This window comes from Pseudomonas massiliensis (assembly GCF_000826105.1).
GTDB classification, from domain to species: Bacteria; Pseudomonadota; Gammaproteobacteria; order Pseudomonadales; family Pseudomonadaceae; genus Aquipseudomonas; species Aquipseudomonas massiliensis.
This window is the reverse complement of record NZ_CCYK01000006.1, coordinates 997,368-1,010,626: the sequence shown is the minus strand read 5'-3', so window position 1 is coordinate 1,010,626 and position 13,259 is coordinate 997,368. Positions and strand designations below refer to the sequence as shown.

10 protein-coding genes, 1 tRNA gene and 2 rRNA genes are annotated in these 13,259 nt (G+C 60.7%); 8 read left to right on the top strand and 5 right to left on the bottom strand.

Annotated elements, in window-relative coordinates; genetic code table 11:
- The first annotated feature begins 59 nt into the window (after positions 1–59).
- The 3 genes from BN1188_RS10705 to rrf all read left to right on the top strand — a co-directional run bounded on the left by BN1188_RS10705 (position 60) and on the right by rrf (position 3,504).
- Positions 60–135 (top strand) — tRNA-Ala (locus BN1188_RS10705).
- A 248-nt stretch (positions 136–383) separates the two neighbouring features.
- Positions 384–3,271: ribosomal RNA gene (locus BN1188_RS10700) — 23S ribosomal RNA — on the top strand.
- Between the two features lie 117 nt (positions 3,272–3,388).
- Positions 3,389–3,504 (top strand): 5S ribosomal RNA (rrf, locus tag BN1188_RS10695).
- 203 nt (positions 3,505–3,707) lie between these two features.
- On the opposite strand, the gene mksF is transcribed toward rrf, so the two are convergent.
- From mksF to mksB, 3 genes are read right to left on the bottom strand one after another with little or no spacing between them, the layout of a single operon-like run.
- Positions 3,708–6,539 carry an Mks condensin complex protein MksF gene (mksF, locus tag BN1188_RS10690; protein WP_040261365.1) on the bottom strand — a complete coding sequence of 944 codons (2,832 nt, stop codon included), beginning with the start codon at positions 6,537–6,539 and terminating at the stop codon, positions 3,708–3,710.
- The gene (gene mksE, locus BN1188_RS10685; protein WP_040261364.1) at positions 6,536–7,219 is read right to left on the bottom strand and encodes an Mks condensin complex protein MksE; all 684 of its coding nucleotides are present in this window, start codon (positions 7,217–7,219) and stop codon (positions 6,536–6,538) included. Before mksE ends, mksF begins: the two co-directional genes overlap by 4 nt.
- A complete protein-coding gene (gene mksB / locus BN1188_RS10680) occupies positions 7,209–8,501 on the bottom strand; it encodes an Mks condensin complex protein MksB (protein ID WP_040261480.1) in 1,293 nt (430 codons plus the stop codon). Before mksB ends, mksE begins: the two co-directional genes overlap by 11 nt.
- A 154-nt stretch (positions 8,502–8,655) precedes the next feature.
- On the opposite strand from mksB, the gene BN1188_RS10675 reads away from it, so the two are divergent.
- Together BN1188_RS10675 and rimI are read left to right on the top strand one after the other, a co-directional pair.
- On the top strand, positions 8,656–9,468 hold the full coding sequence (locus BN1188_RS10675; RefSeq protein WP_040261362.1) for a hypothetical protein: 813 nt from the start codon (positions 8,656–8,658) through the stop codon (positions 9,466–9,468).
- Positions 9,465–9,914, top strand: coding sequence for a ribosomal protein S18-alanine N-acetyltransferase (gene rimI, locus BN1188_RS10670; protein WP_040261361.1), 450 nt, complete (start codon positions 9,465–9,467; stop codon positions 9,912–9,914). Before BN1188_RS10675 ends, rimI begins: the two co-directional genes overlap by 4 nt.
- Here rimI and BN1188_RS10665 read toward each other — a convergent pair.
- Positions 9,911–10,336: a hypothetical protein gene (locus BN1188_RS10665; RefSeq protein WP_040261360.1), complete on the bottom strand. Its 426-nt coding sequence runs from the start codon at positions 10,334–10,336 to the stop codon at positions 9,911–9,913. The genes rimI and BN1188_RS10665 overlap by 4 nt on opposite strands.
- A gap of 149 nt (positions 10,337–10,485) precedes the next feature.
- Between BN1188_RS10665 and can the strand changes: the two genes are divergently transcribed.
- The 3 genes from can (at position 10,486) to BN1188_RS10650 (ending at position 12,303) form a co-directional block, all read left to right on the top strand.
- Complete coding sequence (can, locus tag BN1188_RS10660; protein ID WP_040261479.1) at positions 10,486–11,124, top strand: carbonate dehydratase; 639 nt, start codon at positions 10,486–10,488, stop codon at positions 11,122–11,124.
- Positions 11,125–11,203: 79 nt separating this feature from the next.
- The gene (gene sodC / locus BN1188_RS10655) at positions 11,204–11,725 is read left to right on the top strand and encodes a superoxide dismutase family protein (RefSeq protein ID WP_040261359.1); all 522 of its coding nucleotides are present in this window, start codon (positions 11,204–11,206) and stop codon (positions 11,723–11,725) included.
- Positions 11,722–12,303, top strand: coding sequence for a D-Ala-D-Ala carboxypeptidase family metallohydrolase (locus BN1188_RS10650; RefSeq protein WP_040261358.1), 582 nt, complete (start codon positions 11,722–11,724; stop codon positions 12,301–12,303). The genes sodC and BN1188_RS10650 overlap by 4 nt, the downstream gene beginning before the upstream one ends.
- Before the next feature lie 7 nt (positions 12,304–12,310).
- Here BN1188_RS10650 and BN1188_RS10645 read toward each other — a convergent pair whose 3' ends face one another.
- Positions 12,311–13,252, bottom strand: a complete 942-nt coding sequence (locus BN1188_RS10645) for a 2-hydroxyacid dehydrogenase (protein WP_040261357.1) — start codon at positions 13,250–13,252, stop codon at positions 12,311–12,313.
- Positions 13,253–13,259 lie beyond the last annotated feature (7 nt).

Below are 13,259 nucleotides of genomic sequence, written 5' to 3'. Positions count from 1 at the left end.
GCAGTTCGAATCTGCCCAGACCCACCAATTTCCAGTGGTAACGGCCGGTAGTAGAATACGGGGCCATAGCTCAGCTGGGAGAGCGCCTGCCTTGCACGCAGGAGGTCAGCGGTTCGATCCCGCTTGGCTCCACCACCATCCTCTGTTCGAAAGCTTAGAAATGAGCATTCCTTCACACTGAAGCGGAATGTTGATTTCTGGTCTTTTCCAGAATCGTTCTTTAAAAATTTGGGTATGTGATAGAAAGATAGACTGATCGACCAGTTTCACTGCTGGTAGGATCAGGCTAAGGTAAAATTTGTGAGTTGCTCGAAAGAGCGAATGCGAATTTTCGGCGAATGTTGTCTTCACAACCGTAATCCCAAGATTGCTTGGGGTTATATGGTCAAGTGAATAAGCGCATACGGTGGATGCCTTGGCAGTCAGAGGCGATGAAAGACGTGGTAGCCTGCGATAAGCTTCGGGGAGTCGGCAAACAGACTTTGATCCGGAGATCTCTGAATGGGGGAACCCACTCAGCACAAGCTGAGTATCTTGTACTGAATCCATAGGTGCAAGAGGCGAACCAGGGGAACTGAAACATCTAAGTACCCTGAGGAAAAGAAATCAACCGAGATTCCCTTAGTAGTGGCGAGCGAACGGGGACCAGCCCTTAAGTTGACTTGAGATTAGCGGAACGCTCTGGAAAGTGCGGCCATAGTGGGTGATAGCCCTGTACGCGAAAATCCCTTGTCAATGAAATCGAGTAGGACGGAGCACGAGAAACTTTGTCTGAATATGGGGGGACCATCCTCCAAGGCTAAATACTACTGACTGACCGATAGTGAACCAGTACCGTGAGGGAAAGGCGAAAAGAACCCCGGAGAGGGGAGTGAAATAGAACCTGAAACCGTATGCGTACAAGCAGTGGGAGCAGACTTGTTCTGTGACTGCGTACCTTTTGTATAATGGGTCAGCGACTTATATTCAGTGGCGAGCTTAACCGAATAGGGGAGGCGTAGCGAAAGCGAGTCTTAATAGGGCGTTTAGTCGCTGGGTATAGACCCGAAACCGGGCGATCTATCCATGGGCAGGTTGAAGGTTAGGTAACACTGACTGGAGGACCGAACCGACTACCGTTGAAAAGTTAGCGGATGACCTGTGGATCGGAGTGAAAGGCTAATCAAGCTCGGAGATAGCTGGTTCTCCTCGAAAGCTATTTAGGTAGCGCCTCATGTATCACTGCTGGGGGTAGAGCACTGTTTCGGCTAGGGGGTCATCCCGACTTACCAAACCGATGCAAACTCCGAATACCAGCAAGTGCCGAGCATGGGAGACACACGGCGGGTGCTAACGTCCGTCGTGAAAAGGGAAACAACCCAGACCGTCAGCTAAGGTCCCAAAGTTATGGTTAAGTGGGAAACGATGTGGGAAGGCTTAGACAGCTAGGAGGTTGGCTTAGAAGCAGCCACCCTTTAAAGAAAGCGTAATAGCTCACTAGTCGAGTCGGCCTGCGCGGAAGATGTAACGGGGCTCAAACCATACACCGAAGCTACGGGTGTCACGCAAGTGACGCGGTAGAGGAGCGTTCTGTAAGCCTGTGAAGGTGAGTTGAGAAGCTCGCTGGAGGTATCAGAAGTGCGAATGCTGACATGAGTAACGACAATGCGAGTGAAAAACTCGCACGCCGAAAAACCAAGGTTTCCTGCGCAACGTTAATCGACGCAGGGTTAGTCGGTCCCTAAGGCGAGGCTGAAAAGCGTAGTCGATGGAAAACAGGTTAATATTCCTGTACTTCTGGTTACTGCGATGGAGGGACGGAGAAGGCTAGGCCAGCTTGGCGTTGGTTGTCCAAGTTTAAGGTGGTAGGCTGGGATCTTAGGTAAATCCGGGATCCCAAGGCCGAGAGCTGATGACGAGTGCCCTCGGGCACGAAGTGGTCGATGCCATGCTTCCAGGAAAAGCTTCTAAGCTTCAGGTAACCAGGAACCGTACCCCAAACCGACACAGGTGGTTGGGTAGAGAATACCAAGGCGCTTGAGAGAACTCGGGTGAAGGAACTAGGCAAAATGGCACCGTAACTTCGGGAGAAGGTGCGCCGGCGAAGGTGAAGGGCTTGCCCCGTAAGCCTATGCCGGTCGAAGATACCAGGCCGCTGCGACTGTTTATTAAAAACACAGCACTCTGCAAACACGAAAGTGGACGTATAGGGTGTGACGCCTGCCCGGTGCCGGAAGGTTAATTGATGGGGTTAGCGCAAGCGAAGCTCTTGATCGAAGCCCCGGTAAACGGCGGCCGTAACTATAACGGTCCTAAGGTAGCGAAATTCCTTGTCGGGTAAGTTCCGACCTGCACGAATGGCGTAACGATGGCGGCGCTGTCTCCACCCGAGACTCAGTGAAATTGAAATCGCTGTGAAGATGCAGTGTATCCGCGGCTAGACGGAAAGACCCCGTGAACCTTTACTATAGCTTTGCACTGGACTTTGAGCTTGCTTGTGTAGGATAGGTGGGAGGCTTTGAAGCGTGGACGCCAGTCTGCGTGGAGCCATCCTTGAAATACCACCCTGGCAACCTTGAGGTTCTAACTCAGGTCCGTTATCCGGATCGAGGACAGTGTATGGTGGGTAGTTTGACTGGGGCGGTCTCCTCCCAAAGAGTAACGGAGGAGTACGAAGGTGCGCTCAGACCGGTCGGAAATCGGTCGTAGAGTATAAAGGCAAAAGCGCGCTTGACTGCGAGACAGACACGTCGAGCAGGTACGAAAGTAGGTCTTAGTGATCCGGTGGTTCTGTATGGAAGGGCCATCGCTCAACGGATAAAAGGTACTCCGGGGATAACAGGCTGATACCGCCCAAGAGTTCATATCGACGGCGGTGTTTGGCACCTCGATGTCGGCTCATCACATCCTGGGGCTGAAGCCGGTCCCAAGGGTATGGCTGTTCGCCATTTAAAGTGGTACGCGAGCTGGGTTTAGAACGTCGTGAGACAGTTCGGTCCCTATCTGCCGTGGACGTTTGAGATTTGAGAGGGGCTGCTCCTAGTACGAGAGGACCGGAGTGGACGAACCTCTGGTGTTCCGGTTGTCACGCCAGTGGCATTGCCGGGTAGCTATGTTCGGAAGAGATAACCGCTGAAAGCATCTAAGCGGGAAACTTGCCTCAAGATGAGATCTCACTGGAGCCTCGAGCTCCCTGAAGGGCCGTCGAAGACTACGACGTTGATAGGTGGGGTGTGTAAGCGCTGTGAGGCGTTGAGCTAACCCATACTAATTGCCCGTGAGGCTTGACCATATAACACCCAAGCAATCTGCCCAAGGGCAGAACGCGAAGGCAACACCGAAAGTTCGCCATCACAAACACACATACCCAGATTCGCTGCACCGTGCAAACGAGGCAGCTACCGAATTTCTTGACGACCATAGAGCGTTGGAACCACCTGATCCCATCCCGAACTCAGCAGTGAAACGACGCATCGCCGATGGTAGTGTGGGGCTTCCCCATGTGAGAGTAGGTCATCGTCAAGATTCATTCCCAAAACCCCTGGTCGCACAGCGATCAGGGGTTTTGTCTTTTCCGGATCTGAAGCGGCACGCGTCGAGCCGCAGGCTTAACCCAGGCAGGTCTACAGCATCCGGATGCTCACCTTGAAGGTTGTCATCGCTCATATCTCGCGCGCAAAAGAAAGCCGCCTTGGCAAAAGCCCAAGGCGGCTTCAGGTAACGCCTGATCAGATGGCCGCGTCGGCAAGGTCCGATGCGGCCTGAGCAAAAGGGGAGTCGTCATGACGCCGGATCAGCTTCCAGTCGGCTTCGTCAATGTAGATGCCGTTTGGCCCGCTGCCGCCTTCCAGGTCGATGGCCACCCGCGCCGACACCTGCGGTTTCACCGAAGCCAGGATAGGCGTAAAGCCCAGTTGTTGGCTGGTTTCCAGCAAAGCCATTTGATTGCGCTCGTCAATATCGGCCGCCTCGTCGAGGTAGTAGGGGAGGCGGATACGGCCTGCCTGTTCCCGGTCCATCAGGTGTAGCAGCAGGTACATGTTGGTCAGGGCCTTGATGGTCATGGTCGTGCCATTGGACGCCGCGCCGTCGATGTCGGTATGCAGCACCGGTTGGCCATTGACCTTGGTGATCTCGAACGCCAGTTCGAACAGGTCCTTGAGCCCCAACTGGTTGTGATTGGCGGCTACCAGGCGGGCCAGGTATTCCTTGGCTTCTTCGTTCTTGCTGTCCTGCTCGGCGCTCTGGCTCAAGTCGAATACAGAGAGCGTTTCGCCTTCTTCATATTGACCGGCGCTGTGAATGATCTGGTCGATGTGCTTCAGGGCGTCCTTGTTGGGCGCCAGGACGATGCGGAAGCTTTCCAGGTTGGAAACCTGGCGTCGGTTGATCTCACGGTTGAACAGGCCCAGCTGGTGTTCCAGGCTATCGTAGTCGCTACGGATGTTGCGTAGGGTACGGGCGATGTCAGTAACCGCGGCGCGGCGCGCCTTGCCAAGGGTCAAGGCTTCATCCTGGCGATGGGCATAGGCGTTTATAAGGAGTTGCAGGCGCCGCTCGGTGTCGTCTTCGCTGTCGAACTTGGCCACTCCCTTGAGGCGGACCTGTGCATACAGGGCTTCGATCTGGCCATCGACCCGCAGCAGAGCCTGCCAGCTGTCCTGATAGTCGTTGAGCAGCGGGAGCAGGTTGCTCATGGCGTCATCCACAGGCTCCATGAAGGGCGTGCCGAAGGGCAGGTCCGCTGGCAGCAGTTGCCGACGGCGCAAGGCGTCGTCCAAAGTGCGTTGCTGGGCTTCCAGGTCGCCGATCTGGCGGCTGACCAGTTGAAGCTTGGCTGCCAACTGTTGCACCCGCTCGGCAAAGGCGTCGCTGGAGCGGCGCAATTCCTCCTGAGCAGCTTCCAGCTGGGCAAGCTGCTCGAGTTTTTCCGGCTCTTCGGCGGCCAGGGTCTGGGCACGACGATAATCTTCCAGCGCTTTCTGGGCGTCCACTACCGCCTGGTAGAGCGTCTCGGCCTGGGCCTTGCTGGCGATTCGATCAGCCGCCACGGCCTGCTGAGCCTTTAGCTGACGCAGCTCCTTCTCCAGTCGATCCTTCTGGTCGCGCAGGGCGGCCCGGTCGGCCAAGGCCTGGAGCGCAGGCGGCTCGATACCGGACAGATCGATGCTCATGCCGGGCACTTCGAAGCGTTCGCCCTCGAAGCGATCCAGCAGGGCCTCCAGCGTCCTGACCCAGGTCTCACCTTCGAGCGCAATGCCGCCTTCCCCCAAGGGCAGGCTGAACAAGGCGCCGTTGAAGACGCGCATCAAGCGCACGACGTCTTGTTGGGAAAACTCCTCACGCAAGCGGGCATAGCTGTTGTTGTCCGCATGATCGAGCTGATGCTTGACTGACTTTAGGCGTCCTTCCAGTTCTCGTACCCGGTGGTCCAGATCGTCGCTGCTGAACTGGCGCGCGTGCGCCAGGGCACCGGCCAGTTCATCATGCGCGTCCTTGGCGGCCAGCAGTTGCTGCTCCAGTACCCGTACGTCTTCCACCAGGGCGAAGCGATGTCGCAGAACGGACAGTTCGCCCAGCCAGCGCTGGATGCCGGTGATCTCCCGCTCCAGACGCATCAGTTCCTGAGTAGTGCCGCGCTGGTCGTTCTGCAAGACATCCTGCTGGCTACGGTAGTGTTCAGCCTGGATAAGCAACTCTTCCTTACGGTCGGCGGCATAGGTTTGCCAGGTGCCGAGTAGCGAATCCAAAAGAGGAGACAGGCGATGCAGCTTGCCGCGCAGCTGATCCCTTTGGCGCACGCCGTTGGCCAGGGCCTCGACCAATGGCCCGGCCGCCACCAGAGCGTTGTAGTCCTGTTCCATGCGCCGGACGTCGCGGAAGGCTTCTTCACAGGCCGCAATGTAATCGACGCTGCCGGAGCGCAAGCTGTGTTCGAATGCATCCAGGAACAGCTGCTTGAGCTTGGCGGCCGTGATTTCGCGCATATGCAGCAGGTTGATGAACAGTGCCCGGAACGTCTTGAGGCTTTGCTCGCTGGTGGAACGCAGCGGAATCAGGGTCAGGTCCAGTGGGATAGAGGTGTGTCCACCCACCAGCAAGCGCCTGAGCTCGTCGGGCTTCACCTCATAGGCCTTGAGGCCGTGGCGCTCCAGGTTGACGAACAACTCTTTCTGCCGCAGGCAGGTGTCGTCTTTCTGGTAGTGAGCCAGGTCCAGCGCGCCGGCGTAGGCGAAGAACTGATGGCCGAACCCGCCGCCCGGGCCGCGACCTACCACCCCAATGACATGCGGGCCATGGGGCAACAGCACTTCGCACAGGATGTAGCTGGTATCGCTGGCGAAGTAGAAGCGACGGGACTGCTCCAGGCTGTATTTGCCGAAGCTCATGTCAGACATGCGCGCCAGGATAGGGAACTGCAGCGCATTGATCGAAGCGCTCTTGCCGAGATTGTTGGCGCCATATACCGACAAGGGATGTTCCAGAGGGAACAGCCCGAGGCTGTAGCCAGCCGTGTTCAGCAGGGCGAAGCGGCGAATGCCGTAGCGTTCCTGGCTCATGCGTGCAATTCCTGTTCATCGGCGATGGCCCGGACCAACGCTTCGTCATCATCGAAGGGCGTAGGGCCCAGCGGGTCGTCCGTTGGCGCTTCGGCCGGCTCGCCCGTCAGGGTGGGGGTTGGCAGGGGCAGCGCGCTGTGAAGGCTGGCGGCCAGGTCACGGTCCTGCTGGACGGAAAGGCACACGTCAAGGAAGCGGTGCATGGGCGCCAGGAAGCGATACACGCCGTTTTCTTCATGGGTGAAGCCGAGCTGGGCCATGCGCCTCAGGATTTTTTCCTCAAGCTCTTCAACCGTCTGCACTTCGGCCTGGCCGAAAAGGTCCTTGTACTTCTCCAGCAGGGCCGGCAGTTCATCACGCCCAAGGCTGCCGCCGTCCAGCACGGCGATCGGGTCACGGCCCTGGTCAGCGAAATGCTCAACCAGGATGAAGGTGAACAGGGAAAGCCGCTGGGCGGTCTTGTTCACCTGGGCCGCGGCCTGTTCCGGAACGAAATAGTAGAATCCACGGGTATCGCACACCAGTTCAAAGCCCAAGGCCTTGAACAACGTGCGATAGGCGTCCTGGCAGGTGGAGAGCTGGGCGTAGAGTTCCGGGTCACGCCGACTGATATGAAAGCCTTTGAACAGCTCACGGAAGATGGGCGCCAACTGGCTGAGTTCAGAAAGATCAAGATTCATGCAATGGGCTCGACATAGGTTCGCCAGGGCCCGTTGGCAGAGGGCCTTTGGCGGAAGACAAGGCAAAGGAGCGCAGGCTCAGCACATGCTCATCGGTCAGGTAGTCCTGGCGCTCGAGGCGCTGGCGGCTGAAGCGCTTGTCCCTAGACAAGCGGGAGAACCAGTAGAGCAACTCATCGGTGGGCCCGCCGGGCTCCTGTTCCAGCAGCCAGGCCATCAGGTCCGGCAATGGCAGGGCATGCTCGCAGCGCTCGAGCATCTCCCGAACGGTACGCGGCGCTCTTGGGGTATCGCCTTGGGCAGCCTTTTTTTCCGAGCGGGGGAAGCGGGCGGGCTTGGACTCGAAGCGGGCCAGGGCGTAGACATAGGCCTCGACCTGGCTGGCCGTGCCCAGGAAGTTGCTTTGCGGCCGGGTAAACAATGGCAGCGCCGCCTGGGGCACGGCATCGAGCCCCTTGCGCCGCATGGCCGCCAGGGCCAGGGCGGCGCCACGGGTCACGGCGTTGTGACGGCGTGCCTCTTCGCGTAGAGGCAGCAGCAGCTCCCGCGCGTGGCGCAACGTCAGCTGCGCGCTGGTCTGCATCTCTAGGATGCGCGCATGGGTACGCAGCAGCATGTCATCGTCCACCAGATGCCCCAGCCGTTGTTGTTCGCCCAGCAGGCGCAACAGCACGGTCTCGACCTTGCGCACGCCTTGTTCGAAAGCACCATCGGCGTTCACCAGCTGGATCATCGGCTCGATGTATTCGTCCCAGGTCGCCAGCACTTCGGCATAGCGCTGGCGCAGCGGGATCTGCCGATCGCTGGTCTTCGCGCGTTCGGCCACCGCGACCAGTGCCTGCTCATCGTTGGCCAGCTTCTTGAGCACGTCACGCACGCGCATGTCCAGCAAGCGCAGCTGGCGGGCCAGGTCATTGCCGTCCCGAATGTCGAACGCATCCTGAATATGCCCGGCCAGGCGCTCCAGGTGTCGCAGGTAGGCTTCGATCTCCAGGCAAAGCCCGAGGCGGTGTTCGCGACGCAGGTAGGCCAGGAAGTCGTGGATCTGGGCGTTGAGTTCGAAGCGGTTGGGGCTTTTCGCCACGGGCACCAGGATGTCCAGACGTATCCAGAGGTCCAGCAGGGTGGTGATGTCCTGCGGGCTGCTTTCCCGCTGCTGGGCCGCCAGTTGCAAGCGCAGTTCGCCTAGGCTGAGGGTGCCCTGGTCGAAGCGTTCGCACAACGGCTCCAGCAGCGCCCAGTGTTCAGCAAGAGCGCGCAGGACGCGCTTGGGGTCGATCATGGGAGGGCCGGTCGGTTGCCAGAAAAAGGCCGGATTGTAGCGCATCCCCGCTCGGCGGCGGTGCTGTCGGTCGCCAGGCAACGGTCGCCTGCTCTTCGTGAATTGCCCGGCACCGGGTTAGAATCGCGGCCCTGTTTTTCAACTTGGGCTCAACGTGCTGACCGAACCTCGCCGCCGCGCTTATCTGGATGCCATGCAGGTCGTGCAATGGCTGCCCCGTGCCGAGCTGCCCTTCGCTGCGCCGTCCCGCCCTGAGCTGCTGGCCTGGGTCGAGGCGCCGGCGGTCGCGCCAGTCGTTGATCCGCAATCGGCTCCGGGGTCGCCTCTCTCCGCGGCCCCGGTTGCCCCAGCTCCCGCTCCCCGACCGCCAGCGCCTTCGATACGGCCGAAGATCGAAGTGCCCAGGCCATCGCTGGTCAAAGCAGCGCCAACAGCCAAGGCTGTCACCTCCGAGCCTGTCAACGTGACAGAGGCCAGGCCACAGGCCCCGGCACCACGCTTTGCGTTGCAACTGCTGCGCGCGGGCAATTGCCTGGTGCTGGCAGAGCTACCTACCGGAGAGCCGTTCCAGTCCCGTGACCCCGGCTACTTGCTGCTCAAGGACATGCTGCGGGCTGCCGGCCTGCCGGACGCGCCACAACTGCTGGGCGAGCCGGTACGCTGGCCCCTGCTCGCACGGGGCAGCCTGGATCAAGGGCCGGAAGCGGCCCGGGATTTCGTGCAGGGCTTCGTGGCGGCACAGTTGGAGCAGGCACCTTGCGCCTGCCTCTGGCTGATAGGCCTGCCGGCCTTGCGTTACGCCGGCGAGGTGGATACCTCCGCGTATTACCAGACAGTCACCATCGATACGCTTTGCGAAGGCTGGGCCTTGCCCGGCCTGGAAACCTTAATGGACGAGCCGGCCCGCAAGGCGGACGTCTGGCACGCGATGCGCCAGCTCATGGCGCGCTGGAAGCCCGCTGAATGAATGATGCAGTAACCTTTCGCCCGATGACCGAGGCCGATCTGGATGCCGTGCTCAAGGTCGAATATGCCGCCTATACCCACCCCTGGACGCGTGGGATCTTCCTCGACGGGCTCAAGAGCTACGAGATCTGGCTGATGTTCGAAGGGCAGCAATTGGTGGGACATGGAGTGATCAACGTCATCATCGACGAAGCGCACCTGCTCAATATCACCGTGAAGCTGGAAAACCAGGGTCGGGGACTCGGATTGAAGCTGCTCGAGCACCTGATGGATCGAGCCATGGCCCTCAATGGTCGCGAGTGCTTCCTGGAAGTGCGCGCCAGCAACCAGTCGGCGTACCGGCTGTACGAACGCTATGGCTTCAATGAGGTGGGGCGGCGACGGGACTATTATCCCGCCGCCGGAGGGCGCGAGGACGCGCTGGTCATGGCCTGTACCCTGGTTTAATCCGCTTCGCCATCCCAGGGCTTGCCGTCGAGCGGGTCCAGCCGGGCCAGTTCGGCTTCGTCGAGTCCGTCGCCACCGCCAATGTCGTCTTCATCGATGGGGTTGAGCTGTAGGTCGGCGGGGGCGTCACTTTCCTCGGCCTCTTCCACGGATTCGGAGCCGTCTTCGCGAATCAGGGTTTCGGGGCTCATGTCGTCCATGGTCTGGTGATGATCATCGGTCGACGCGCCGGTCAGGCCGGCTTCCTGGACGCGCTCACCTGAGGCATAAGCTTCCGATTCAAGAGCGTCCCCCGTGAAGCCGGCGGGGCCATCGCCGTTCGGGTCATTGAAATCCAGTGGGTGAACCGAGCCGATGCGGTCTTCGGTGGTGTCGATCTCGGCAGGCTGCGGTGCACCGTAAGGGCGTTGTTCAGGGGTCATGGTTGTCCTCCGGTTAATGGGCCTTACAAGGTGGACTCGTGACCTCGAGCAAGATTCAATCGAGCGAACCGCGCCGAGACCTGGATGGCCGCGTGACTCGCTCCCCGGCGGCGGAGTCACACTGGTGCATCACTTCCGAGGCCCCGACCATGCATGACCTACAAGAACTGATCGACAACAATGCCCGCTGGGCGGATGCGATCAAGCAACGTGACCCAGACTTCTTCGCCAAGCTCGCCCGCCAGCAAACCCCTGAGTTCCTCTGGATCGGCTGTTCTGACGCACGGGTGCCGGCCAACGAGATCGTAGGCATGCTGCCTGGTGATCTCTTCGTACACCGCAACGTTGCCAACGTGGTCCTGCACACGGACCTGAACTGCCTCTCGGTAATCCAGTACGCCGTCGACGTGCTCAAGGTCAAACACATCCTGGTCACTGGCCACTACGGTTGCGGCGGCGTGCGCGCGGCCATGCAGGACCGCCAGCTGGGCCTGATCGATGGCTGGCTGCGCTCGATCCGCAACCTCTACTACGAACACCGTGAAGTCCTGGCCCAACTGCCTACCGAGGAAGCCCAGGTAGACCGGCTCTGTGAACTCAATGTGATTCAACAGGTGGCGAACGTCGGCTACACCAGTATCGTGCAGAACGCCTGGCATCGCGGCCAGAACCTGTCCATCCATGGCTGCATCTATGGCATCAAGGACGGCCGCTGGAAGAGCCTGGACGCGACCATCAGCAGCGCCGAGCAGTTGCCACCGCAGTACAGGCTGCGCCCGCTGACATGATTTGCCACTAAACCGGAGCGAACCCGCCCCGCCAAAAGCCGACTAAGGTGTGCACAGGCATTCGAGAAGGAGGCAAGGCATGAAAGGGTACGGGTGGATCGCGGCCGTATGCATGAGCACAAGCCTGGCGGCGCAGGCGGCCAGCGAAATGGTCAAGCTGGATGAGGTAGGCCCCAACGGGGCTGTCCAGGCCATCGGTGAGGTGAAGGTCGAAGAAACCTCCCATGGCCTGTTGTTCACGCCGACCCTGAAGGGGTTGCCGCCTGGCGTGCACGGTTTCCATGTTCACCAGAATGGAAGCTGCGCCCCAGCCATGAAAGACGGCAAGATGTCACCCGCCGAAGCAGCGGGGGGGCATCTGGACCCGAACAAGACCGGCAAGCATGAAGGCCCTTATGGCGAAGGCCACCTGGGTGACCTGCCGGCGATCTACGTCAATGCCGATGGCACGGCGGTCTACCCGGTGCTGGCGCCCCGCTTGAAAAGCCTGGCCGAGGTCAAGGGCCATGCGCTGATGATCCACGCGGGGGGCGATAATCACGCCGACATGCCGCAGCCTCTTGGTGGCGGCGGTGCCCGGGTCGCCTGCGGCGTGCTGTGAAGCGAGGCGCACTGCTCGCGGGGCTGCTGGCCCTGGCGGCAGCCAGCGCAGCCGTTGCCGATGAAAGAGACGAACGCGGCCCGGCGCTTTTCCAGCGTTGGGCTGGCGCTCAGTCTGGCGTGAGCGCTTTCGAAGGCTACCTTGCACAACAAGGTGTGCAGGATGTGGTGCCATCCTGGCAACTGCTGCGCACGGCAAGCGACTGGCGACGCTGCAGGGCCGAACCCTTTGCGGTGCCGCCCCGTGCGCAATGGCCGGATGCCGTCCGTACCCTGCGGCTGCTCCGGCTATTGCGCGAGCGAGCCGTACTGGGCCAGTTCGAAGTGGTGTCAGCCTGGCGCGGCGAAGCGCTCAACCGCTGTGCCCAGGGAGCGCCTCGCAGCGCCCACGTTCACAGCTTTGCCGTGGACCTGCTGCTTGCCAGCGATGCCCCTGGCCTGTGCGGCTTCTGGAAGTCCGAGGGTCAGGCCTGGGCGATGGGGCTCAGCCGCTACCCCTCCGGGCGGATACACATTGACACGGCCGGGTACCGCACCTGGGGCGCGGACCACAGCCAGCGCAGCGCCTCCTGCCGTTGATCGAGGGTCAGGGCAGAGGGACAGGCGTCAGTACCGGGCGCCCGGAGAAGTGCGCCAGCAGGTTCTGGGTGACCAGTTCCACGGTGGCCCTCACCGCCTCCGGCGACAGGCCCGCTACATGAGGCGTCAGCACTACATTAGGAAGGGCTCGCAAGGCCTCGGGCACCTGGGGTTCGTTTTCGAACACATCGAGCGCGGCGCCCGCCAGGCGCTCGTTGGCCAGGGCATCGACCAGCGCCGCGGTATCCACCACGCTCCCCCGGGCAACGTTTACCACGAACCCATCGGAGCCCAGGGCAGCGATCACGTCCGCATCCACCAGGGCGCGGGTGCTCTCGCCGCCTGGCGTGGCGATCATGAGGATGTCGCTGTTGGCCGCCAGGCTTCGTACATCTTCGAACCAGGGATAGTCCACGTCGGGGCGCGCCTGGCGGTTGTGATAACCCACCGCCATGCCGAAGCCCAGGGCGGCGCGGCGGGCGATGGCCAGGCCCACCGCGCCCAGGCCGAGAATGCCCAGGCGCTTTCCGGTTACGGAAGGCCGCATCACCTTGCTCCATTCTCCTCGGCGCACCGATGCATCGGCCCGAGGGATGTCGCGTACCAGGGCCAACAGCAACGCCATGGCATGGTCGGCTACCGCCGGTGCGTTCACGCCCGCGCCGTTAGTGACCACCACGCCACGCTGGCGTGCCGCGTTCAGGTCGACGCGCTCGTATCCGGCGCCGATCACGGTGATGATCTGTAGCCTGGGCAAGGCCGCTATTTCTGCCCCCGTCAATCCAAGAGGGCCACGGGTGAGCACTGCGTCGATCAGGCCCCCTTGCTCGGCAATGGCCTCGGCCCGAGCTTCGGGCGTGGTCGCCAGTAGCAGCCGGAAACCAGCCTCTTCCAGTATGGGCAGGTAGGGCCCAATGGTTTCCACCAGTACTAATACGGTCGCGCTCAAGGCCCTG

Excerpts from the sequence above, each read along its gene's own strand:
- BN1188_RS10665 (WP_040261360.1), bottom strand. The coding sequence starts at position 10,336 with ATGACCCCTGAACAACGCCCTTACGGTGCACCGCAGCCTGCCGAGATC.
- mksB (WP_040261480.1), bottom strand. The coding sequence starts at position 8,501 with ATGATCGACCCCAAGCGCGTCCTGCGCGCTCTTGCTGAACACTGGGCG.
- can (WP_040261479.1), top strand. The coding sequence starts at position 10,486 with ATGCATGACCTACAAGAACTGATCGACAACAATGCCCGCTGGGCGGAT.
- mksE (WP_040261364.1), bottom strand. The coding sequence starts at position 7,219 with ATGAATCTTGATCTTTCTGAACTCAGCCAGTTGGCGCCCATCTTCCGT.
- rimI (WP_040261361.1), top strand. The coding sequence starts at position 9,465 with ATGAATGATGCAGTAACCTTTCGCCCGATGACCGAGGCCGATCTGGAT.
- sodC (WP_040261359.1), top strand. The coding sequence starts at position 11,204 with ATGAAAGGGTACGGGTGGATCGCGGCCGTATGCATGAGCACAAGCCTG.
- mksF (WP_040261365.1), bottom strand. The coding sequence starts at position 6,539 with ATGAGCCAGGAACGCTACGGCATTCGCCGCTTCGCCCTGCTGAACACG.